Consider the following 24916-nt stretch of genomic DNA (forward strand, 5'->3'; position numbering starts at 1 on the left):
TCTTATAATAAAAAACCATGAACGCTCTCCCAACTCGCGGAGTGCGTTCATGGTTTATTTCATATATTCTGGAAGTTTACTTATACGCCAACCCGATTTCCTCACGTATTCGTACGTAATTTTAAACGTATCAAATGTGCCTGTATAACCGACGGGTACACTCACTTCAAATACGCTTTTATTCTTTTTAGCTTTCACCACTTTTGCTGTCGCCTCACTCCACTGAAGAAGCGATCCACCGTCGACCTCTACCTGCGCCAACCTCCTTTGTTGTTTAATAAAATTTTGGTCCTTCATAAACTGTTTGGCAACTTTTTTTGTCACTGACTTCTCTAGTTCGACCCTCATTTCCTTCTTCGTATCCAAGTGGCTAGCCATATAGCGGTATGTCTGACCTTTATAGTTGAACCTCTTATATTCCCCTTCTATATAATTCCCACCTGCTTCCACAAGACTCGCCGTCGCAGCCCAGTTTGCAGCAATTTCCACCGCTTTTACCGAATGAACTTCACTTTCTTCCACCTCGGCAATAGCCGATTGCTGGCAAGCAGTACATAACAACAGCAATAGCGACAAGCTAAATAGACACAGCTTTTTCAATTCCATGCCACCTCTCATATATTTATAACTTTCAAGTCGTATGTATATTGAACAAATAAAAGTCTATATAATCTTATGTGGGAGGCATCCCCTAGCACCGTAGCGAATTCAACCTACATATGTTGAACAAATGAATACGGCGCATTCGCTTTACAAGGGCTTTTAGGAGGCCATTGAAAAAGTCCCAATACTTAGAACTAATTAGAATTCCCGCCAATACCGCTTGGCCGCTTTGTGGATGCCTCCCGCGATAAGCCAGAAAGAAGATCGCTTTCAGTCTTATCGCCCCGGCTACCACGAAGTCGCGCCTGCGCTGGATGGTCTATTTGAGAAAGAGCTTTTCATTATCTGCGATGAAATCTGCAACCTGGAGTGTGTCTTTCTTGAATATAAATAGTATCAAAAAGTAATCACCTTATAGTCTCGGCATATACATCTCAAAATTACATTTCTCTCGATAATGAACACTCTAGCGCAGGCGCGACAAAGGGGTCGCCGAAGCTGTAAGACTGGATGCGAAGCGCTAATCCAGGCTTATGGCGAAAGGCATCCCAAAGCGCCAAGCGTTCTACAATCCACAACGAATTACAACTCTCTCCTTATTAAGCGCTACCGTAGATTCAATGGGATTCTTTAATTCAGCATATATATAGCTGTAAGTCCTACCAATAATGTATATGCGAGTAAAGGGAGTGATACGTATTGAATTTAAGAAAAGCGCTGGAGTCTAGACAATGAAAAAAACGCAATACGCTTTGAAGTCTGCGCATTGCGTTTTACTTTTCAGTGTTGTTAAATCACATGAAAGTTTCTCCACTGTCGTAATTAAATTGCCAAATAATCCCGAACTTGTCCGTTAATTGGCCGTAGGATTTGCTCCAGGGTGTCTCTTGGAGTTCCATAACTACTTTGCCGCCTTCTTTCAGTTTACTAGATGCAGATGTAATCTCTTCTAAATCCTTACTAACGATTGCGAGGCTAATGTTATTGCCTTCAATAAATGGCATTCCAGGAAATACATCTGAAAACATAACATTGCTTCCGCTAATATTCAGACGGGAGTGCATAACAAGATCTTTCGCTTCTTCTGGAAGTGGATATTCCGGATTAGGCGGCATTTCTCCGAATGTCATTATTTTCGGGTTTTCTATTCCAAATACCTCAGCATAAAAATTCACCACTTCACGACAATTCCCGTTAAAATTAAGATAAACATCAACAGCCATTACCATCACTCCTTCGATTTTTAACTAATCTTTATTGTTAAGTGTCTTGTCCCAATAGTGTAACACTTCTTTTGTTTCGGTGTCATGCGAGGTACTTTCACGCGGTCAAATCGGAAACCGCTCCGACAACTTGATTACCAAATAGTGTCACTATATATGTTTACCCAATGAATACGGCGTACGTGCTTTACAAGGGCTTTTGGGCGGCCGCTGAAAAAAAACTAGTACTTGGAATGAATTAGAATTCCCACTAATACCGCTTCCGCTGGATGATCTATGTGAGAAAGAGCTTTTCATTATCTGTGATGAAATCTGCAACCTGGAGTGTGTCTTTCTTGAATAGAATTAGTATCAAAAAGTAATCACATTATAATTTCGGCATATACATCCAAAATCACATTTCTTCCGATAATGGCCACCCTAGTGCAGGCGCCGCAAAGGGGTCGCCGAATCCGTAAGACTGGATGCGAAGCGCTAATCCAGGCTCACGGCGAGAGGCATCCTCAAAGCGCCAAGCATTCTACAATCCACACCCCGAATTATAATCCTCTCCTTATTTAACGCAACAGCAGATTCAAGTAGACATCACATGAATTAGATGCTTACTCTTCACTAAGAGTATGCAAGGAACGCATTGTACAACTTGCAAGAGTGCCCGAAATTGCATCTTCGGGCACTTACACTCTACATAGAATGTCATCTATTTTTTCTTCCAAAAATACTGCATTTTCCACTTGAATAGTTAGCCGAAAATAGTCCAGTGAAAATCAAGGTCATCAAGCCCTTCTCACCAGAATTTTATGCAAATAAATGTTTAATCAACAGACCGGAATGAAACATTAAAAAGCAGCATCCCCGAACCTATAACTAGTTCGGAGATGCTGCTTTTTATCCGTTCATTATTCACAGTTTGCCTACCATCCACCCATTCAACACATTAACAATTAAAGAACCTTCTAAAAGAAAAAGGTAGATCGAAAAAGCAATTCCAAAAATGACAATATAGGCGAGGACACAGTACAGCGGATCAATCCCCTCTTCTGCTTTGGTCAGTAATTTTATCAGAATATACAGCGGTATGATAAAAAATGCAAATAGGAGTGCAAACGATAGAAGAAAGTTACTGTAGGTGTACGCTTTTAATAGGAGCAAAATAAAGGATATCAATACGAGGAATGTGGATGGGATAAGATGCGTTCCGTAAATGCCAGCGATACTTTTGAATGAGTGTTCAGAACCGAGAAACTTAATCGTTAGGAACAATGATGCGATAATAATTGCTGTGCTGATAAACACAAATAATAAAGAACTACCAATCACTGAGGTAAATGACAGTTCGTGCGAAGCTTCAAGAAATGACGATGCAACACGTTTCATGGAGGTAAATAAAAATAAGCCAATAAAAAATGCCATAGTTACTATATTTATTATGCCATTCAAAAACTCCTTTTCACCTTGTTTAAGCGCCAGTGAAGGTTGCCTCAAATAGTTCAGGAAATAGTTCCAGTACATTTTAGATGCATTTTTAACCTTTTCGATGTATTCATTTGATTGTTGGTTATATCTTGCAGATGACCGATTTCTAGTTTGCTCCCCTTCAATCAGAATGTCGCCCAAAACCACGCCACAAACCGCACAGAATTTACCTTCACTTTGTTCATGTCCGCAATTTATGCAGTGCAATCCATGCCCTCCCATTCTTAGTCATTAATAAAATTCACTTTTCACTAATTACCACACAGCAACTTGATTATTCTACTCTATTCTTTCAACCCGTACTTATATTCTTAAAAACCTATTTTTAATGCAATTACTGAAATAACGTAAAGGGAGTCGCCTAATCAGGACAGATAGAATGCATATTACTCAAATATTCATGTTTATTCTGTTTGTTTTAGAATAGACATAATAACTATTTCACACCAAAATTCATCAGAAATCCAAAAAAATGTTTCGACAAAATCTGCGTTTTTAACATCTGTGGATAAAGTTGCTAACGTTATACCCACCACTCCCTATGTATCCGTAGCCATTACAAACATATTAACCACAGCTTATCCACCGTCAACTGTGGATAAAGGAACAGTTGTTCTTAATCCGAATCTTTGGTAGATTAAGAGTACAACCTTGTTACATATCATCTTATGCATACACATTTCAATATAGTACACATAATCTATAATCTATACGATTGGAGGTGGAACCCCAGATGAGTAAATTACCTGATGACTTGTTGATTGAATCCTATTTCAAGGCAAAAGACATCAAACTATGCCCTCACTTTATTCAATTGTTAGAAGCGGAAATTCGTCGACGCTCTTTACACTATGAAGTTCAACTTTCTTCTTGATTTTACAAATTTCTTAAAATGAATTTCATATTCCAAGAAAAAAAGCACCAGGTTTCACCCAACTTTATATTTCTTAAAGTCGACGAAAACCCGGTGCTTATTTATTTAACCGATACTTCTAAGTATACACCTTGTTTCATCGGTTTATTTTGCGTATTTTTATAAAGCGGATGAATCACAAGTACATATCTACTTCCCGCTATCAATGGTTTATTCGGAACAACAGTAACTGTAGTTGCATTCACAACCTTTATAGAAGCCCCGATTTCTTGTCCTCCCAATTGGATAAGTTGAACCGTTTTTTTATCGCTATTTTTCCAATTCATTGTTGTATTCATTTCAACCGTAAACTTCTTGCTGACGGGGACATTCACAAGTTCAGGAAGCTGTTTGTATCCCTTCAGCTTTTTAAGTAACTGATCATGATGGGACACTTCGAGCTCAGCCTCTTTTTTGGTTATGACATCCGGCTTAACACCCACTTTATCCACTGATTGCCCGCCCGGCGAATAAAATCTTGCAGTCGTCATTTTCAACACACTACCATCATCAAATCCATACATCGCTTGCATCGTACCTTTACCGTAGCTCGTTTGACCGTATAAAGTAGCCGTCTTTTGCTCTTTTACTGTCGCAGAGACCATTTCCGAAGCACTCGCACTGTATTCATTAATCAAAACATGCGTTGGTCCGTTAAACTTTCTTGGTTGAATTGTCGACGGATAAGTCATCGGCTTACTGTTCTTTTCCCTTAATTGAAACGCGTTGACTGTATTTGGAAAGAATCCCGCAATGTCCTGTGCAGCTGTTATGTAACCGCCGCCGTTGTTACGCAAATCAACAATCCATCCATCTGCTCCGTTTAAAGATTGAATTGCTTTGTTCATTTCTTTCGAGGATTCCATCGCAAAACTGTTCAGTCGAATATAGGCAATATTGCCGCCAAGCATTTCATATTCAACATTCGGCAGCGAAATCTCTTCCCGCGTAATTTTTTTAGTGATTGAAGCTCGTTGGCCAATCCGGTCAATCGTTACTGTAACCACTGTTTTTTCTTCTCCGCTAATTAACGATATCGCAGTCTGAATTGACTTCCCTACGATGCTTTTCCCATTTACATGTGTAATCACATCACCCGGTTGTATTTCCGCTCTCGCTGCAGGCCCTTCCGGAATAACCGAAATGACTTTGACACCTTTCAAATCCTCTTCTAGCACAACACCAATTCCAACAATCCGCTGCTCAATCCCATTTACGAATCCTTGGTACTCCTTCGCACTCATATAGACGGAATGGGGATCGAGATGCTTTGTAATCTCCTTAACTGTGCCCTTAGACAACACCGATTCCGGCACGTCATCGACATAGAAATCACGCACCAATTGCCGGATTTCATCAAGCGGTTCTGCTGACGCGGAAGTTACCTGTGGAAGTAATACGAATAGCATGGCAAATAACAACACAAATGATTTCAGGCTTATCTTCACGCTGATTAATCCCTCCTATTAATTTCAACTTTCTTCTATTATACGCTTTTCATTGATAGGCTCCAAGTTAGATTAAAAGTATTCGAATCATTTTGTAATCATCCATATAATGAAGTGAAATGTTTATTTATCTTAGTGGCTGACACCACCAATGTCCTGTATAGTTGAATGCACAACAACCCAATAAATGGAGGTACCAATATGCAAAAGTGGATACCACGAACAGCCATCCTGCTTCTCGCAATCATTGTAACGGGATGCAGCCCCGACAACGATCAGATTCCCAGTGGAAAAACTGATCCAGTAGAAAATCCGACACCTACTAACGAAACCGTCTCCGAAAGCCCTTGGAATGGAGAATGGTTTTTCCTAAGTGACAACATACTGGGCACGCTGTACATTACGGAGAACGCTGAATCTGAATTCGACTACAAAATAAGCGGCATACAGCCAACTACCGAAGACTCTTCTCCGAAGTCACTTACCTTTGAAGGGAACGGAACAATTGATGGCAATCAAGCCGAAGCTACTTGCGAGGCTACCGCTAACTGCAAAATGATCATCAAGATGGACGGCTCAGCTCTTCAGCTCACCATCAATGATGAAATTACTGACGGATCTGAGTTAATACTCAGCGGTGAATACAAAAAATCTACTTCAATAGAAGAAACACCTATGTTCCGTATGAAAAATGATCAATTCCTAATCTACGGCGTTCTACAAGGCGACAAACCGTCGGCAGTGAAAGCAAAGCTTGGCAATCCAGAATCTGAAGGCCCTGATGAAATGATACAAAATTACTGGATTCAACAATACCCTGCGAAAGAATTACTCGTCACGTATTACGACGATTGGGTAGAAACAATTTCTTTCACAACAACAAAAGAGGCCCTTGAGGCGGAAATTGCAGAGCACTTTGAAGGCGAACGATATCGCAATAAAGACGGTACCGACTATTTACTAGTACCGCAAAATCAAGATCTTTTACTGTATCGACCAAACAATGAGGACCCCTCCACAATCAATGTTCTCGTCACAGTAGCTGACGAAAATTTTTATTATAGTTTGGAGCACGGTGAAATTTCTAAGGTGGAGTAAACAACAAAAAAGGTCAGCCAACTTTGAGAGTAACCCGTTCATTTGATTGGTTCAAAAAAGTAACAAGTAGCACCGTTAATCGTGGTGCTATTTTCGGTCTAAATGACATTAATACTAACACGATAATGTCAACTTACATTAATTAACGCAAGTCATTCGATTCATCCGCTATTTGAACTGCTAAAACGAGCGTTATTTCCCTATAAACATTGATATTAAGGCATTTAAAAGACTACTATTTCATATTTAATTTCCTTTTTTTATTATTGTACCGAACAGGTTACATTCATGTGGTTAGGTCTTTCTTGTGTACTTATTTATATATATATAATTAACGGAGTGTTGGTTCAAAGCTAGTATGCGATTTTACAATTACTGTGTTGTAAATGAAGTGAGGAGAAAAAGCATGGAGCAAGGTATAGGAATCGTGATTATTAGAAAACTGTTAACCACATTTGTTGCCACCATTACTTTTTCAGGGTTGATGGTGTATGGCATGATTTTTAGTTATGGTGAGTTTGAATATAACAAAGGGAATTCTTTTCTAGGGTGGTTGTTGGTTTATTGTATATATGTGGGAGTCGTTATTTTACTGTATGGGAACGTTGTGTCACTAATTCTGGATGCCATGCAACGGAAATGGTTTTTGAAAAAAGATTGGTTAACAATACTCATTTTAGGTGCTTTTGGATTGGTAAACGGATTGTTTTTTCAAGAAAGTACGTTAATGTGGTTCGGTATGGTTGTGGCTATCCTGTACGGGGTTATTGATAAATGGCTCTACAAAAGACAAAGTAAAGGGAAAAGTTTAAAAATGTTTGTACTAATACCTATTACTTTTATTTTTCTGTCGTGGTTATTTTTGCAATGGACATCGCCACCTCAACCTCCTTTCACAAAAGACGATGCGATAACCACTGCAACTGCTGGGGTAGGAACTCTCATCGATTATTTCCCGAAAAAAGTAGGGTTGCAAGAAGAAACAATTGATGGGTATAAAGTTGTGAGAGAAACAAGTGTAAAAGAAATAGGGAAAGAAAAATATATCGTGACCTTCAAAGAAGACTGGCAAATAGGAAATTCGAAAAATGCTTGGCTAATGTCCTACATTGTTAAAAGAGGAACATCAACGTTGTATGAGTATGAAGGTGTTGAACCTTCGTACTATAAAAATAAATAAAATAAGTACCTGTGAGATAAAAATACCCCGTTCAATTGGGTGGTATATAATTCAAAGTAACAGAACAAATCGCAAGACTTTTATTACTATGGTTTTAACAGAGAGTTCCCAAAAATCCTTCTGCATTTTTTGGTTGAATAAATATCATCTCTTTCATCTAAATTCACATTCAAATTAACCACTGAATAAGCAATGGTATTAACACAATAATGTTACCTTACAATAATTATTGTAAGTCGTTTAATTCATCTTTCAATTCAATTGTTAAAACAAGTGCTATTTGTTTATAAACGTGGATGGATAGGCATTTTAAAGACCGCTAATTCATGGACGAATTAACGGTCTTTTTCGTGCTTTAATTTGTATTTTGTACAACTCAACTGAACGGATTGAGAGTTGGCTGACTTTTTTCACTTCAATTGATTAGGTGAAATCATAACCGTTTTTTCACTCTTATCTGTCTGGCGAAATTTCGGATAACCGATTAAAATGGCAACAACACCACAAATTCCGATTAAGACAGGATAAAAAGAATAAGGGATAATACTAACCGGTGATATTGCTGCTAGTCCAGCAGCCGCAAGCATTTGCCCTCCATAAGGCAAAATCCCCTGCCAGCTACTTGCGAACATATCAAGTAAACTAGCTGACTTCCTTGGGTCGATCTCATATTCATCCGCGATACTTTTTGCTAATGGCCCAGTAATAATAATCGATATCGTATTATTCGCGGTGGCGATATTAGCCATACTAACTAAACCAGCAATCCCAAACTCAGCCCCTTTTTTCGATTTAATTTTGCTCGTAATGACATATAAAAGATAATCAATACCGCCGTTATGTTTGATAATCTCAACGACGCCACCGATTAAGATTGCAATGATTGCTAAATCCTCCATACTAATAATCCCTTCAGCAACTAGTTGTAAAAAACCACCGAAACTGTAAGACCCATCAATCATCCCGATAATTCCAGCAAATAGCGTTCCACCAAGCAAAACAACCAGCACATGTGCACCTAATAACGCCGCTACAAATACCGCGATATAAGGGAGTATTTTAAACAACTCATACTGATAGTCCCCACTCAAATCCGCTACATTACCTCGTGTGATTATACCTAGAATAAGCGCTGTAGCAATTGCCCCAGGCAAAACAATCAAGAAGTTTACTTTAAACTTGTCTTTCATTTTTATATTTTGTGTCCTAACCGCCGCAATTGTCGTGTCTGAAATCATCGACAAGTTATCACCAAACATTGCACCGCCGATTACCGTCGCCATCGCCAATGCAAGCGGGATACCCGTTTGACTCGCAATCCCTATTCCAATCGGAGCCAATGCAACAACGGTCCCCATTGACGTTCCCATTGAAATCGAAATAAAGCAGCCAATAACGAACAATCCAACCATCAACAAATTCGTTGGTAATAGGGATAAGCCAAGGTTAACAGTGGATTCTACCGCTCCCATTCCGCTAGCAACTGCAGAAAATGCACCCGCTAAAATAAAGATGACAGCCATTAATATAATATTCGGATGGCCAGCACCCTTAGTAAATGTCTCCACTTTACTGGACAACTTTTCTTTTCTATTCATCATCAAAGCGATAGCGGCTGCGATTAGTATCGCTACATTCAATGGCATATTTGAAAAGTCTTTTGTGAAAATCCCCGTGCCGATAAATAGCAACACAAAAACAAGTAATGGAAAAAGCGCAAAGGGATTTCCCTTTTTCACTTTAAGTTTTGTCATAAATATTCCTCCTAGTAGTCTGTCGAAATCCCAGAACTTACTGAAAACATAGTATTTCTATATGAATTACAATAACTAATCGTATCCTGCTTTCTTACTGGTGTCAACAGGGCTCTATATAGTTATCAGAATTAACGTATAAATTAGTTTACATCGCTAGTTAAAGTGTGATAGGTTAGATGACAAACGTGAGAGGATGATTTAAATGGCAGTAGTGGAAAGCTTTTTATTGGATCACACGATAGTAAAAGCTCCTTATGTCCGCTTGGCAGGTACGGAACAACACGAGAAAGGCAGTACTCTTCAAAAATATGACTTACGATTTTTACAACCCAACCAGGACGCAATGCCAACTTCAGCTGTTCATACGCTAGAACATTTACTTGCGACTTACTTACGCGACGAACTGACAGGGATCGTCGACGTTTCACCAATGGGATGCAGAACAGGATTTTACATGATTATTTGGAATGAACATGAGCCTAAAGAAGTTGCCGCCGCTTTAACAACAGTGCTCGAAAAAGTAGTAACGACCGAACACATTCCCGCCGTTTCTGCACTCGAATGTGGCAATTATAAAGATCATTCGCTATTTGCAGCACAAGAGTATGCAAAGTTAGTCCTTGAAGCGGGACTAAGTGACGATCCGTTCCGCGATTAAGCATATTAAATTACCTACAATTATGATTGTCATTCTATAATTTAGCACCTGAAAATAACAGTAGAGGTTGCCCCAACGTTGAATTTGGGGCAACCTCTTTTTTGTTTGCAATCTTGATTTCTTGTACTATATGAGTTGTAGGCTAATGTTCTGCCAACTAATTTGGTGAGCAGTGAGTTTGTTGGAGATTTTTATAGTTTCGTTGGACACTCAGATGATTTGGTTGGACACTCCACCGACTTTGTTGCACACTTCTCATAGTTGGTTGGACACCTCGCCGTTCGTTGCACACTCCACTTGTTTTGTTGCACACTCAGATGATTTGGTTGGACACTTCTCATAGTTGGTTGGACACTTCGCCGTTCGTTGCACACTTCACTTGTTTCGTTGGACACTCCAATGATTTGGTTGCACACTCCACCGACTTCGTTGCACACTTCTCATAGTTGGTTGGACACTTCTCCGTTCGTTGCACACTCAAATGATTTGGTTGCACACTCCACTGACTTCGTTGCACACTTCTCATAGTTGGTTAGACACTTCGCCGTTCGTTGCACACTTCACTTGTTTGGTTGGACACTCCAATGATTTGGTTGCACACTCCACTGATTTCCTCTCACAATCCAAAAACGTCAAACAAAAAAGATCTGCCTCCTGCTTAGATGGCTGATCTTCACATTATTTTTATAAAAATGCAGTCATTTCTCTAAATATGATCCTACACGGTTACTTGAAACGAGTTCTTTTATTTTTGCTGAGTGATAATCTCTTTTCACTTTAATTTTAGTTTTCATTTCGTGACATAAACAATCCTTCATAATTATTTCATTATAATTATAGCTTAAGGAATGCCAAAAAAGCGCTACTTTTTTACGCATGTTTACATTACCGCCCCTGTTTATATTCGTACGGAGGTCCGTTCTGGTAACTGGCTGGCATAGTCAAAAACATTAGCCCCTATAGTTTTGCGTCACTACTTTTCACTAGTTTTGCCCTCATACGTTCTGCCTAATTAGTATAGCCTATATACAAGTCTTAATACACAGTCAATTAATTGGTTAATTCACACCAAAACTACCGTATATCTCAATATGGTCCAACTAACGAATAGCCTCCACTTCCGACCTGGGTATATTATTCACCCCTTCAATATAGTTCTTAGGTGTAAGTTATATTAGAATTTTTTCTTGTTCTAAGGTGCCTTTTCTGTAAAAAACTACCTCTAAATCATTATTTTGAATCAGTAAATGTATCGGGTAAAGCATTTTGAATACATGTAAATTTTTATGGCAGCATTTAATTATGCAGTTTTACGAACAATGGAATTAAGGTAAACTCAATATCCCATCACATTTCTTTTTTATGTTTTCGTTAATATATGCTAGATATCGTTAGGTTATTCCATTTATAACTTTACGGTTCAATAGGAGGAAACCTAACAAACAAGTCCCAGTTCTCGCTTCAATAAACATGCTCCAACATAAAAACCAGACATTTAGGTACATGTCTGGTCTTTATTTTAATCAGTATGCAATTATAGTGTGTTTTCTAGCTATTCTGGTGTGCAGGTATCTAAAAGCTCTTATAACCCCTTGAAGTAAGTTGCCACATTTTCTGTTACAAATGAATGTCCGATTAAGAGCGGATCCTTTTTCAACTGCAATTGAAATTGGTTGAAATTCTTAATCAAGTAGTCTCTTTGCTTCTCATCGACTATGAATTTAACGCCGTATCGGTAGAGATTTCCTTGTTCCTCATCAAATACAATTGTCCCATAAAGCGTCATTTCCTCGTCAATTATTGTTGTTTGAAACTTCAATACAATGTCCGATCTTGTAGGAAGTTTAATGTTGGATACGAAACGTAATCCACCCGGTCCTATGTTTTCAACTATCACTTTTGTATTTCCTAATTGTACCTTCTTTCCATTTAATTCTGCCACCGTCATAAATGCTTCAAGCGGATATTGGAAATCAATTCTAAAATATTTTCTTTTTTCTTTTATAGGCACAGATTCAATTTCAGAATTCGATTTTCCGGCTAATAACTTTAGAATGTTTTCTTCTGAAACAGATCTGCTAAATAAATACCCCTGAATCCAATCGCATTGTAAATTAGATACAAACTCTCGCTGTTCTATCGTTTCGACACCTTCCGCTACGACTTCTATTGAGAGTCTATGTGCTAATTGAATAATTGAGGTTACTATTTCGGCACTATCCTTATCAGATGGAATGTCCTTTATTAAACTCCTATCTATTTTCAATATATCCGGTTTTATGTCTCTTAAACTTTTAAAGGATGCATAGCCTGTCCCAAAATCGTCAAGTGAGATTTGTATACCCAACCCACGCAACTTCTCTATTTTCCCTAATACTTTTTCTTCCTGCTCCATCATCGTACTTTCCGTGATTTCAATGTTAAGCCATTTTGGATCAAGTTCATTTTCTTGTAAGATGCTAGAAATCATAGCGACTAAACCTGTTTGTAAAAACTGCACAAGTGACAAATTGACTGATGCCTGAATAAAGTACCCAGCATTATGCCATAAACGCACATTTTTGCAAACTGTCCGCAATACCCATTCACCAATTGGAGTGATCAACCCCGACTCCTCAGCCAGCGGAATAAATTCATCCGGTGAAACAATTCCCCAAACTGGATGATTCCAACGAAGTAGCGCTTCTACACTAACAATTTGATTCGTCCCCGTATGAACAATCGGTTGGTAATAGACAAGAAATTGATTGTCATGCAACGCTTGCTTGAGCTCATTTCTTAAAGAAAAAACCTTATATGTAGCGACATTGGCCGTTGGTGAATAAATTTGATAATTATTATTTCCCGCTTTTTCTGCAAGGTACAATGCTAAGCCTGTATTTTTCATGAGTGAAGCAGTATCATCTCCCGATTCAGGATAAATACTAATACCAATACTCGTCGTAATGAAAAGATTATAACCTTTAATGTCAAATGATTGTTCAAAAACTTGCAATGCATCCTTCGCGATTTGTTCAATTGAATGAATGTCTTGAAGGTTTGTAGTTAAAATTGCGAATTCATCTCCACTTATTCTCGCCATCATTTTTATATTTTTATTAAGTGTATTTTTTAACTTCCTCGCAATTTCAATTAATAACAGATCACCGACCTCATGACCTAATGAATCATTTAAAAACTTAAATCCGTCTAGATTAAGGAACAAAACGGCGAACTTTCTCTTATCGATATTCGCTAGTCTTATTTCAAGATCCACTCCATTTTCAAATGCTCGTCGATTTGGTAACTCAGTTAAATAATCATGGTAAGCCATATATTGAATTTCGCGCTGTTGCTTTTTTAATTCAGAAATGTCATGTAAGTTACAAATAACACCATTCACACTTGTGGCATGGAGTAGATTTGTATAGATAACTTCAAAGTCACGCCATTCTCCATTTTTATGCTTTAATCGCAGCTCTACTGTGAACGGAGTATTAGGCCGATTGAGAATCTCTTTGAATTTACTCTTCTTCAGTTGATGGTCATCCGGATGTATCAGGTCAAAAAAGTTTGTCCCAGTAATCTCCTCCACTTTATACCCAAGAACAGCCTCAATTGCTGGGCTTTCAAAGACAATTGTTCCTTTTGAATCGAGGATGCCAATAATTTCATGAGAATAATGAATTAATGATTGAAGTTTTTCTCGCATTTCTTGAATATCCTGCTTCAATTCTTGTGCAACAGTAATATTACTTGTTAATCCATAAAGACCCAAGACTTCGTTATTCTCCATTTGAATAGGTGTCAGCGTTACATCAATATGACTGACTCCACCATGTTCATTAATGACTCGATATTTTACATATTGAGCTTCTCCGTTTAAAACTTTGGCGAAGTAGCCTTTTACCCTTTCTAAATCTTCTTCATAAACAAAGTTACTATACTTTTCCCCTATGCATTCTTCTACTTTAGTTCCAGTTATCAGTTCACTCCCTCCACGTATACTGACGATGACCCCTTTTCGATCAACAACGAAGAGAAGTATATCAGGAGAATTTTCAAATATTTGCGGATAAGAGTTTTTTTCCTCGTTCAGATAAGCCATTAATCTTTTCCTTTTATTAATTCTTGTTAGCAATTATACTCCCCCTTTATAAAAAACGATTAGATAATACCGCGGTAATCGTATCAGAGTCTAACTGGTGACTGTTCATTTCACCGATCAACTTATTGAATAAAAATACAAAAAAAAGACCAGACATTCACCAAGTGTCTAATCTTCATTCTATTATTATACAAGCGTAGTGTATTTTCTGAAAATTGTCACGTAGAGACACTTTTCATGCACTGTCTATTCTTGATCAAACAATCCGCTATGTGGATAGAAAAAGGTATTGAAACTCCCTTCTTCAGTTTCCACTTGCATTCGGTACACAAGGCGACGATAATCCTGGTCCGTGTATGGATCATATACATCGGCATACTTGGTGTTAAGAAAAGTCACTCGTACCGGCGACGATGCATAGCTAGCATACTCATTTTTCACAATTTGAAGCGCTTCCTCTTTGGTAAGGTCAAAGCTTCCTGCCCCGACGTGATCCCAGTCGAATATTGACAGTTTCCACTTGCCCGATTGTTTTTCAAACCCATACTCCAAATAAACAGCGTCTTCAAGCGGAGCATCAAAGGAAACCGTACGAATCCTAACTAAATTTGGCGTGTTTTCAAGAATTTCAAATCGGTAATCTGTTTCATCCGCTAGAGATGGAAAAAGACCCATATCACAATACGTACACATATTTGCATAGTAATTCTTCAAGTCTGAGTCCACTAACGGTTGCGTTGCAGTTTCCAATAGTTCCGTACGAACCGCGCTAAACGGGGACGACTGTAACTTAGAATTATTAATAGTAGTTTCAACTGTAACAGGCAATCTATAGACTAAATTTAGTATTTCCTCTTTCGTCGGCGGGAGGTTCGGATTAGGGATTGGAACCTTAGGCATTTTTAACGCACGGTGCAGAAATGCCGCATAATGGGCACGTGTCACGGGCTCATTCGGTTTAAAATAGCCCTTATTTCCAACTGTAATCCCATTTGAATTGAGGGCCTGTATGTGCAGAAACCCCCAATTATTTTTACCTACATCTCGATAATGGCTGAAGGATTTAATATTTAATTCAAACGCCAGATCCAGTACTTTAGCCATCTGTACCCGTGTGATTGGTGCGTTAGGATTAAAGTTCCCATTAACGTCTCCGCTGAAAATTCCTGCTTGTGAAACTTTTAAAATCGCATTTGAGTAAGGATGATTCGTAGGCACATCCTTGTAACGAATAACGGCGACTGTCTTCGCTTCTAACGCTAATGCTTTATCCAATAAATGAGCAACATGCTGACGTGAAATTGTTTCGTCTGGTCTGAACGAGCCATCCGGATAGCCATTAATCAGCCCCCTTACTTGCATGTTCTGAATTATTTCTCGAAAAGGGTGGTTTTGTGAGACATCTTTAAACGATTGAGATAAAGCTTTTGTTTGTCCACTGAGAGACACAACTGCCACAACAACAATGCAGCTAAGCCATTGCCATATCCAACGTTTTTTCATCTAATACCATCTCCTTTTTGCTTCGTAATTCGATGCAGCTATAACCCAATTATCATTACTTGAACAACATTACTTTATAAACTATCAAGCTGAATATTCATTATTTCCACCTTCTTATCTCTGTCCATAATTAATTTCTCCCGCTTTTAACGACTTGGTTATTTCCCATACATTTTTCTGGATAAAAATATCCTTTTTATATAGTATTTACCCGTACCACTAAAAACAACACATTTAAATAAACTTTCGCGAGTTGGTTGGACGCTTTCATGGGTTCGTTGTAAACTTCTTGGGGTTCGTTGTAAACTTCTTGGGATTCGTTGGACATTTTCTCGGCTTGGTTGGATGCTTCGAGAGTTTCGTTGGAGACTTCCCCATTGATTGGACGCTTTCATAGATTGATTGGAGGCTTCTCGGGATTGGTTGGACATTTTCTAGGATTGGTTGAACACTTCGGAAGTTTCGTTGGAGACTTCCCCGTTCGTTGGACACTTTCATAGATTCGTTGTAAACTTCTTGGGATTCGTCGGACACTTTCTAGGCTTAGTCGGACTCTTTATTGATGGTTAGATCAGACCGCAACAGTTACTTCAACAGGCAACTAACCGCTGACATGAACTTATAACCTTTAAGGGCTAAATAGTCGCAGACATGTTTAAAATCTGCCTCCATTTGACAAAGAGACAAACCATCCCCATGACTAAATGAGCATATAAAAAACTAAATAATAGCTAATTCGCCTGATTTACATTCTATTTTTATACAACTTTAGCATATTTTAATAGTAGCGTGGCATAGCTAGCTGCTATGCCAATACTCAGATTGATATTAAGCTGAAATTGCGGTAAAATTGGTATTATAAGAATCCTTTCTACTGGTTATTTTTATTGATTTAACCTCGGCAGAAAAGGATTTTTTTTACTTATTCATTAATAATCCAGCTACTAATTGAGGCAAAGAAATATATAATTCTTACAAGGATATTGGAAGGGGGACTTAAATATGACGGAACCATACTATATTACTGAGTCTAAAAGAATGTGCAAAGCGTCCGGAATGGATCCGAATGAGGTATCGAGGCCAAAGAACTTTTTGAGCGAAGTGGAGTTTGCCGAGAAAAGAAAATCATATAGTGAAATTCTATCAGTTGTGAGTTTTTTCTCGAATAAGCTGCTGAACTCCTTAAAGGGCACGCCGATACTCGTTGTTGTTTCGGATGCAAACGGTTATCTTCTTGAAATTGAAGGAGATGAAACTATAAAGTCTACCATCGAACAATTTGGGATCAGACTAAGTAGCCTGTTCACCCAGGAAGATACAGGCACGAGTGTCGTCAGTCTTTCATTGCAACAAAAACACCCAATCAGTCTAATTGGCGAACAACATTATCATACGTTTCTTCATAACATTGCGTGTTATGGGGCTGCATTTCACTATACTGATGACAATAACCTACTTGGTAGTGTGTCCATCATGATGCCCATCTCATTTCAAAACCCACTTTTTCTTACGATGTTAACCCAAGCGGTTGATTCGATTGAAAGAGAACTTTTATTAAGAAAACAAAATAAAAAACTTAATATTATGAATCAAATCATGTTAAGCAGAACAAGAAATGGGATTGTTGTTACAGATGAGTTCGGAATCACTACTGAGTTTAATGATTTTGCCCAAAAAATATCGAATAACAGCAGAGAATCGGTTGTAGGAAGAAATATTTGCGAATCGTCAATAACGGGAGACTATTTTAAAGAAGTACTGGAACAAGGAAAAATATTCGAAAACGAAGAAATCAAATTTATAGATAACGCGGGTAACCTAGTTGTCTGCCTGTTCGATGCCCAGCCCATTTATGAAGAAGATAAAATGATTGGTGCCTTTGGCCAGTTCAGGGATATTTCAGACCGTTACCGACTGCAGGAAAAATATAACTACTTAGCATATCATGATGATTTAACAAATCTACCAAACAGACGATATATTAATAAGGAACTAGCAATCATCATCCAGGGACTAAAAGCAGGCCAAAATCGGACGATGGCTCTTTTGTACATGGATCTGGACCGCTTTAAAGTCATTAACGATAACTTTGGTCATTCATATGGGGATGAACTCATTATCAAGGTAAGCGAGCGTTTATCTGGTTGTCTTGGGGAACAGGATGTACTTGCCCGAATGGGTGGTGATGAATTTATCTTCCTGCTTACAGATTTTAGTAGTCCTGATTATCCGACGAAAAAGGCCGAAGAGATACTCAATCTGTTTCATGAACCTTTTCAAGTCGGCAAGAAAGATTTGCATACGACAGCGAGTATCGGAGTTGCGATTTATCCCGCCTATCCTGTTTCAATGGAAAGGTTCATGGTATACGCAGATAATGCGATGTATCAGGCAAAATCACGGGGTAAAAATCGTTATGTCGTTCATACCTCCGAATTACTAGAAGATATGATGGACGAATATAGTCTAGAGATCGATTTAAGGAAAGCACTTGATAATAATGAATTTGTACTTCATTATCAGCCGCAAATTCATAACCAGACCGGTAAATTGATTGGGTTTGAAGCATTAATTCGCTGGCAGCATCCAAGGTTAGGTCTGCTCCCTCCAGGTAAATTTATCAAACTGGCTGAAGAAAATGGATTGATCACCCAAATTGGAGAGTGGGTCATCAATGAGGCATGTTCCCAAAACAAAAAATGGCAGGATGCTGGAATGGTACCTGTAAAAGTTGCAGTTAACCTATCTACACAGCAATTTCTTACTAGAAATCTCATTACATTTGTGGAGGAAGTTCTGGAACGTACAGCACTCGACCCGCACTATTTCGTAGTCGAGATCACCGAATATATGGCGATGGAGTACGAATACTCTATTCTCGTATTGAATAAGCTGAAATCGCTCGGCATCGGCATCAGTATTGATGATTTCGGGACTGGTTATAGCTCGCTGAACTATCTTAAAAACTTCCCGATTGATTATATTAAGATCGACAAATCCTTCATTAGTGAATTAATGAACGATCCGAATGACGCCATTATTGTAAACGCAATTATCACATTAGCACACAACCTTCATAAAGAAGTGATTGCAGAAGGTGTTGAAACGAAGGAACAACTCGACTTCCTGACAAATCACCAGTGTGATATAACGCAAGGCTATTTCTTCAGCAAGCCACTTCCAATTGAGGAAATCGAGGAAATTTATTTAGTACGATAAGGATAATAGGGGGAGCAAACAGCATGACAACGACTGCATCCGTATTAGTAGCGAATTTCAAATATTGGGGTATTAATCATATTTTCGGCATTCCGGGAAAGGCAATATCCCCTATATTATTCGAGATATTGACACATGATCTGGAATTTGTATTAAGTAAACACGAAGCAGCTGCTGGGTTTGAAGCTTCCGGCTATGCCTTAATGAATCAGAAAATCGGGGTCGCAGTTGGTACGTCTGGGCCTGGTGGGACCAACCTACTGACAGCCGCCGGTCAGGCGAAAGCCTCCAATCTTCCCTTATTAATTATCACAGGGCACCCTTCACTGAAAGATACTGGAAAAGCAATGGGTCAGGACTCCAGCATATTCGGTACCGATCTTGTGGATATGTTCAAATCTGTCACTAAATTCAGTGCACGGGTAGAGCGCGGTGATATGCTACAGCCGTTCCTGCAGCATGCCCTTGAAAAAGCGTTATCAGGTGTAAAAGGACCTGTGCATCTGTCTATTCCGTTTGATATTTTACTACAAGAGATCGAACCATTTCAATTAGAATTTCCAGTGTCCCATGAAATGATTTCACCCAATACCTGTGATGTAATCGAAAAACTACATGCGGCCAAGCGTCCCCTCCTATTTCTGGGAAAAGGCGTTCATTCCAGCAAGGCCTACGAAGAAGTGCAGCGTCTTGCTGAGCATTGGAACATTCCTGTCATCACCACACCAGGTGGAAAAGGTACATTTCCATCCAATCATAAGCTCTCTTTAGGAGCATTCGGATTGGGCGGTACCGTGGAAGCAGCAGAATACTTTAATGAGCAGGTTGACCTACTTATTATCATCGGATCAAGATTAAGTGACATGTCGATCGCTGGCTTATCCGAATCGATGTATCCAGAGCATATCATCCACTTTGATTATGACCCAACCTTTATCGGGAAATCAATTCAAGTACCAACTACTCCCGTGCTTGGCGACATTAAATCTAATCTAACAGCGATTTTAAAGGATATACCGGAAACAAACAGCGAAGCCTTTTTATCAGCAATCGAAGTGAGCCCACTTCAGGATAATCAGCCAGGAGAGCGAATGTCTGCAGTCCAAGTATTACGGGCGATGCGAAATACGCTTCCAGATGACGCGATTATTTTTGGAGATGATGGGAGCCATTCATTCTACGGCATTAAATACTTTGATATTTACAAACCAGGAACTTTCTTCTTTGATGATATATTCGGTGCGATGGGTAACGGAATCGGCTATTCCATCGGTGCAAAACTAGCAGCCCCCGAAAAAACAATTATTTGTTTAGTTGGTGACGGATGTATGTTCATGCACGGTACGGAACTTTCGACAGCGTACAACTATAACTCCCCTGTCCTGTTCATCGTTTTGAATAATGGACGATTAGACATGGTGGAAAAAGGAATGCAAAAAATGATTGGCACGTCCATCGGTGGTATTTATGAAACTCCACTCGACGTAGCTAAATTTGCCGAATCAATGGGATTAACAGCAACTACATGCCATACCCCTTATGATCTAACCGAAGCTATAAAAGAAGCGTTACATATGATTAAAGAAACCAACAAACCGATCGTAATTGAAGCATTAGTTCTTGAAAATGAAATTCCACCAACAATGGGGAGGCAATAATATGGAAAATAACAAGCGGTATGAGTACGGTTTAAATGCAATGGAGGAATTATTCTCGCAAGAAGTACGGACGGGCATGGAAGGCATAAAGAAAATCTCACCTGACTTTTGGGAGATGATCGTGTCCTTCGGCTTTGGTGATCTTTACACTAGAGAAGGTCTTTCCCTTAAAGAACGGGAATTCATAACACTCACTTCGCTCATCACACAGGGAGCTTTTGAGCAATTTAAAGTTCACCTGCAGGCAGCCTTAAACGTCGGCCTCACAAAAGATGAAATTATCGAAATCATCATCCAGTGTGCCGGATATGTCGGTTTCCCTAAAGCCGTTCAAGCAATGGGAATCGCTGGAGAGATTTTCGCTAAGAATGAGTAGGGATTGTTGGAGACTGAAGGTTTGATAGGCTTGATATGAAGGCATATAGTTCACACATTTAAATAAACATGGAAAAGACCAGACATTTGTAAATATGTTTGGTCTTTTCTATTTTAGTGGGGTTGGTTGGACACTTCCATTGTTTCGTTGGAGGCTTCCCCTTTGGTTGGACACTTTCATGGATTAGTTGTAGACTTCTTGGGATTCATTGCACACTTTCCGCGCTTTGTTGGACACTTCCATAGATTCGTTGGACACTCCCCCAACGAATCTACAATGATCATTGAAGGGAATCTTTACTTCAACATATAGCTTTAAGTTTATTATTGACAGAATAATCCGTTTCGCGAATGGTTAACATACAAATAAATACACTCTGATACTGTCAAAGCTTATAAGGGAAAGGCAATTATTTTTTAATGAATAATCGCCTCTCCATTTTTTCTATTTGAAATTTAGTGCCTGTGCATCAAATAAGACGAACAATTCATGTAACTAAATAAAAATAATCATACGGTCATATATTAACCTAATTTGTATTTTATTATTATAAAACCCAGGTGTATATTTCGTATTTTCTCACTCATAGAAACCTAACACAAATAGTTATATGTTTTATAATATTTTATTCGGATTTAGAATATTATTAGGGTCTAGTGCTTTTTTAATCTTTTGCATGACTTCAAATGCATTTCCATGTTCTAATCTTTGATACTTTTTCTTTCCGATTCCTACTCCATGTTCACCAGAGCATGTACCGCCCTTAGCAAGTGCATAATGAACAATACGCTCATTAACTTTATTCGCTTTTGAAATTTCTTCTGGGTTATTTAAGTCCATCATTAAAAGTACATGATAATTACCGTCACCAACATGTCCTACAATCCCAGCAGCCAGTCCTGATTCCTCAACAGCCTCCCTTGCGTCTTTTATTGCACCTACAAGCTCAGATATAGGAAGGCAAACATCAGTAATCATTTGTTTTTTTCCTGGGTGTCCATGAGTATAGGCATATGCTGCATTGTGACGGGCTTCCCATAAAAGATTCTTTTTTGCCGTTTCTTCTTCAAATAATATTTCTCGGCAATTTTTATCTTGCAAAATTTCTTGTGTAAAGATAATATCTTGTTCCAGGCCCGCTTTATTTCCGTGGAATTCTAAAAACAAAGTTGGTACTTCTTTGTAAATCGTATTACTATAATGATTAATTTGCTTCATCGAATGCTCATCGATTAGTTCAATTCTTGCTACAGGAACCCCTGCTTGTAAAATAGCAATAACAGCTTCAACTGCATCATCAACAAGTGTAAATGATGCTCTAGCTGCAACTGTATGTTCAGGAATACCATAAACATTTAATGTTAGCTCAGTGAAACAGCCCAAGGTCCCTTCAGACCCTACAAATATTCCGTTTAAATGGTAACCGGAAGATGATTTTGCAGCTAAATTACCTGTATGTATAATCTTGCCGTCTGCAAGAACCACTTCTAAATCACGAACTTGATCACGCATAACCCCGTACTTAACCGAGGTTGTTCCACTTGCGTTTGTCGCAGCCATACCACCGAGGGTTGCGTCTGCTCCAGGGTCAACAGAAAAGAATAAACCATATTTTTTTAATTCTTTATTCAGCTGCATACGGGTGACGCCAGGTTGTACCTTCACCAATAAGTCATTTTCTCTGACTTCTAAAATATGATTCATAAGTGAAAAGTCAATCATGATTCCATTGTTGTACGGAATTATATTTCCTTCCAAACTTGTACCTACTCCAAATGGAACAACTGCTACTTTATATTTGTTTGCCAGTTTCATAATCAGACTAACTTCTTCTGTACTTTCTGGAAACACGACAACATCTGGCAAATGAGGTGTATGATATGATTCGTCTCTACCATGTTGTTCTAATACGGTTTGATTATTTGTCACACGGTCAGATGTCAGAACTTTTTTTAATTCATTAATAAGATTCACCTGTTCAATCCCCTTTATATAATGAGTTTTATTTTGAGTTCTTCTTTTCGTTCATTATGGATTCTCAAGGACGAATAGCAGTACCATCTTGTAATCTTGTCAAAGTCCATGCTGGAGTTTTTGTTGAAGGTGGATATTTCACGGCTAATTTTTCATTGATTTCAATACCAAGCCCTGGTTTATCATTAGGATAAGCACATCCATTTTCAACTTCGGGACAGCCAGGGAAGATTTCGTACATAGAATCACTTACATATTGCCATTCTTGAATACCGAAATTTATGCAACTAATGTCTAAGTGAATATTAGCTGCGTGTCCTACTGGTGATAAGTCTAGGGGGCCGTGTAGTGCTGTTCTTATACCAAACGCTTCACACATTGAAATTACTTTTTTGGCTGGAGTCACCCCTCCTATTTGACTTACATGAACACGGATAAAATCTATAAATCTTTGAGTAATCAGCGGTATCCATTCGTTTGGATTATTAAACAACTCACCCATCGCAATAGGGGTCGTGGTATTCTGTCTAATTTGTTTTAGCCAGTCTTTTTGCTCTGGTGGAAGTACATCTTCTAAGAAATATAGGTCATACTGTTCTAACTTCTTTGTAAATCCAACCGCATCAATAGGAGCTAATCTTTCATGCACGTCATGAATGAATTCAATTTCCCATCCGAATTCTTTACGTAAATACGCAAACATATCAATAGTGGATCTCATATATCCTTTGGGATTAAAAACACTATTACAACTACGCGGGTCTATAGAATCTACATTTGAACTGCTCATTTTACATCTAATATGTTGATATCCCTCTTCCAACAACTCTGTAACCTTTTCTTTTAATTTCTCATGATTACTTCCTTCAGCGTGACGATATAAGGGTACACCATTTCGGCATTTACCACCTAACAGCTGGTACAAAGGCATATTTGCAATCTTACCTTTAATATCCCAGAGGGCCATATCAATTCCAGATAATGCGTTATTAAACTCAGGTCCATTTCTCCAATAACCACAGACCAAGGCAGTATTCCAAATATCCTCGATTTGTGTTACATCTTTACCTAATAGGAATGGCTTTAAATAATTATCTAGAATAGATACAACAGCAACGTGGCGCTGGGTAAATGTAGCACACCCTAAACCATATAATCCGGGCTCTGAAGTAAATACCTTAACAACAATCAAATTTACACCATCAGGAGCAGTGACAATGGTCCGAATATCTTTAATAGTAATCATGCAATGTAACCCCCTTAAAACTCTGCTATTCTGCTTTAATTTTCACAATCATTTCTATTTCCACTGGAGTACCAAATGGAAGTTCTGATGTCCCTATTGCGGAACGAGCATGGACACCCGCACTTCCAAATATTTGTCCTAGTAAATCGGAAGCACCATCTAGGACATAAGGTTGATCTTTAAATCCTTCTTCACTTCTTATAAAGCCAAGCAATTTTACAACTTGTTCTACTCGATCCAAACTTCCAATATGCTGCTTTAATGTACTTAGTAAATTTATCATGGTTTGCCTGGCAGCCATTTTTCCTTGCTCAATTGTGAGTTCTTTACCTAATTTCCCCGTGTACATCAACGTCCCATTAACCCTACAGTCATTTCCTGACGTGTAAACCATGTCATTTACCGTCATAGCCGATGTATATGAAGCGACTGGTGCGTAGGGTTCAGGCAAAGTGATACCTAGTTCCTTAAGTCTTTGATCCACTAAATTCATATTT

At 38.6% G+C, this 24916-nt stretch carries 18 protein-coding genes and 1 riboswitch; of the genes, 7 read left to right on the forward strand and 11 right to left on the reverse strand.

Features of this window, described 5'->3' with window-relative positions:
- Positions 1 to 54: 54 nt before the first annotated feature.
- The 3 genes from AZE41_RS18045 to AZE41_RS18055 all read right to left on the reverse strand — a co-directional run bounded on the left by AZE41_RS18045 (position 55) and on the right by AZE41_RS18055 (position 3509).
- Positions 55 to 600: a DL-endopeptidase inhibitor IseA family protein gene (locus AZE41_RS18045; RefSeq protein WP_067212412.1), complete on the reverse strand. Its 546-nt coding sequence runs from the start codon at positions 598 to 600 to the stop codon at positions 55 to 57.
- A 797-nt stretch (positions 601 to 1397) separates the two neighbouring features.
- A complete protein-coding gene (locus tag AZE41_RS18050) occupies positions 1398 to 1826 on the reverse strand; it encodes a VOC family protein (protein ID WP_067212414.1) in 429 nt (142 codons plus the stop codon).
- A 903-nt stretch (positions 1827 to 2729) separates the two neighbouring features.
- Positions 2730 to 3509 (reverse strand): DUF6574 domain-containing protein, encoded by a 780-nt coding sequence (locus AZE41_RS18055; RefSeq protein ID WP_067212417.1) that lies wholly within the window; start codon positions 3507 to 3509, stop codon positions 2730 to 2732.
- A gap of 526 nt (positions 3510 to 4035) precedes the next feature.
- On the opposite strand from AZE41_RS18055, the gene sda reads away from it, so the two are divergent.
- Positions 4036 to 4176 (forward strand): sporulation histidine kinase inhibitor Sda, encoded by a 141-nt coding sequence (sda, locus tag AZE41_RS18060; RefSeq protein ID WP_067212419.1) that lies wholly within the window; start codon positions 4036 to 4038, stop codon positions 4174 to 4176.
- 101 nt (positions 4177 to 4277) lie between these two features.
- On the opposite strand, the gene AZE41_RS18065 is transcribed toward sda, so the two are convergent.
- Positions 4278 to 5663: a S41 family peptidase gene (locus tag AZE41_RS18065; protein ID WP_231885711.1), complete on the reverse strand. Its 1386-nt coding sequence runs from the start codon at positions 5661 to 5663 to the stop codon at positions 4278 to 4280.
- 201 nt (positions 5664 to 5864) lie between these two features.
- Between AZE41_RS18065 and AZE41_RS18070 the strand changes: the two genes are divergently transcribed.
- Both AZE41_RS18070 and AZE41_RS18075 read left to right on the forward strand, forming a co-directional pair.
- On the forward strand, positions 5865 to 6761 hold the full coding sequence (locus AZE41_RS18070) for a hypothetical protein (protein ID WP_067212421.1): 897 nt from the start codon (positions 5865 to 5867) through the stop codon (positions 6759 to 6761).
- A 406-nt stretch (positions 6762 to 7167) separates the two neighbouring features.
- Positions 7168 to 7941, forward strand: coding sequence for a hypothetical protein (locus AZE41_RS18075; protein ID WP_067212423.1), 774 nt, complete (start codon positions 7168 to 7170; stop codon positions 7939 to 7941).
- Between the two features lie 410 nt (positions 7942 to 8351).
- Here the strand turns inward: AZE41_RS18075 and AZE41_RS18080 are convergent, their stop codons facing one another.
- Positions 8352 to 9695, reverse strand: coding sequence for a Na+/H+ antiporter NhaC family protein (locus AZE41_RS18080; protein WP_067212425.1), 1344 nt, complete (start codon positions 9693 to 9695; stop codon positions 8352 to 8354).
- Positions 9696 to 9900: 205 nt separating this feature from the next.
- Here AZE41_RS18080 and AZE41_RS18085 point away from each other — a divergent pair, with 205 nt between their 5' ends.
- Positions 9901 to 10356 (forward strand): S-ribosylhomocysteine lyase, encoded by a 456-nt coding sequence (locus AZE41_RS18085; RefSeq protein ID WP_067212432.1) that lies wholly within the window; start codon positions 9901 to 9903, stop codon positions 10354 to 10356.
- Between the two features lie 698 nt (positions 10357 to 11054).
- Here AZE41_RS18085 and AZE41_RS22890 read toward each other — a convergent pair.
- From AZE41_RS22890 to AZE41_RS18095, 3 genes are all read right to left on the reverse strand, one after another.
- Complete coding sequence (locus AZE41_RS22890) at positions 11055 to 11234, reverse strand: hypothetical protein (RefSeq protein WP_156476087.1); 180 nt, start codon at positions 11232 to 11234, stop codon at positions 11055 to 11057.
- A gap of 42 nt (positions 11235 to 11276) precedes the next feature.
- A riboswitch (cyclic di-GMP riboswitch) is annotated at positions 11277 to 11360 on the reverse strand.
- Positions 11361 to 11938: 578 nt separating this feature from the next.
- Positions 11939 to 14476 (reverse strand): EAL domain-containing protein, encoded by a 2538-nt coding sequence (locus tag AZE41_RS18090; RefSeq protein ID WP_067212435.1) that lies wholly within the window; start codon positions 14474 to 14476, stop codon positions 11939 to 11941.
- A gap of 213 nt (positions 14477 to 14689) precedes the next feature.
- Positions 14690 to 15946, reverse strand: a complete 1257-nt coding sequence (locus AZE41_RS18095) for an S-layer homology domain-containing protein (protein ID WP_067212438.1) — start codon at positions 15944 to 15946, stop codon at positions 14690 to 14692.
- A gap of 1002 nt (positions 15947 to 16948) precedes the next feature.
- On the opposite strand from AZE41_RS18095, the gene AZE41_RS18100 reads away from it, so the two are divergent.
- Genes AZE41_RS18100 through AZE41_RS18110 form a run of 3 tightly spaced genes read left to right on the forward strand, consistent with a single transcriptional unit; the run spans position 16949 to position 21199 of the window.
- On the forward strand, positions 16949 to 19165 hold the full coding sequence (locus AZE41_RS18100) for an EAL domain-containing protein (protein ID WP_067212441.1): 2217 nt from the start codon (positions 16949 to 16951) through the stop codon (positions 19163 to 19165).
- A 23-nt stretch (positions 19166 to 19188) separates the two neighbouring features.
- Complete coding sequence (locus tag AZE41_RS18105; protein ID WP_067212444.1) at positions 19189 to 20823, forward strand: thiamine pyrophosphate-binding protein; 1635 nt, start codon at positions 19189 to 19191, stop codon at positions 20821 to 20823.
- 1 nt (position 20824) lies between these two features.
- Positions 20825 to 21199 (forward strand): carboxymuconolactone decarboxylase family protein, encoded by a 375-nt coding sequence (locus AZE41_RS18110; RefSeq protein WP_067212447.1) that lies wholly within the window; start codon positions 20825 to 20827, stop codon positions 21197 to 21199.
- Positions 21200 to 21814: 615 nt separating this feature from the next.
- On the opposite strand, the gene AZE41_RS18115 is transcribed toward AZE41_RS18110, so the two are convergent.
- The 3 genes from AZE41_RS18115 to AZE41_RS18125 form a co-directional block, all read right to left on the reverse strand.
- A complete protein-coding gene (locus AZE41_RS18115) occupies positions 21815 to 23173 on the reverse strand; it encodes an FAD-binding oxidoreductase (RefSeq protein WP_082786698.1) in 1359 nt (452 codons plus the stop codon).
- Positions 23174 to 23237: 64 nt separating this feature from the next.
- Positions 23238 to 24419, reverse strand: coding sequence for an enolase C-terminal domain-like protein (locus AZE41_RS18120; protein WP_067212452.1), 1182 nt, complete (start codon positions 24417 to 24419; stop codon positions 23238 to 23240).
- A gap of 25 nt (positions 24420 to 24444) precedes the next feature.
- A complete protein-coding gene (locus tag AZE41_RS18125; RefSeq protein ID WP_067212455.1) occupies positions 24445 to 24912 on the reverse strand; it encodes a RidA family protein in 468 nt (155 codons plus the stop codon).
- Between the last annotated feature and the right edge of the window lie 4 nt (positions 24913 to 24916).

The sequence above is a fragment of the Sporosarcina psychrophila genome, assembly GCF_001590685.1.
Lineage (GTDB): Bacteria > Bacillota > Bacilli > Bacillales_A > Planococcaceae > Sporosarcina > Sporosarcina psychrophila.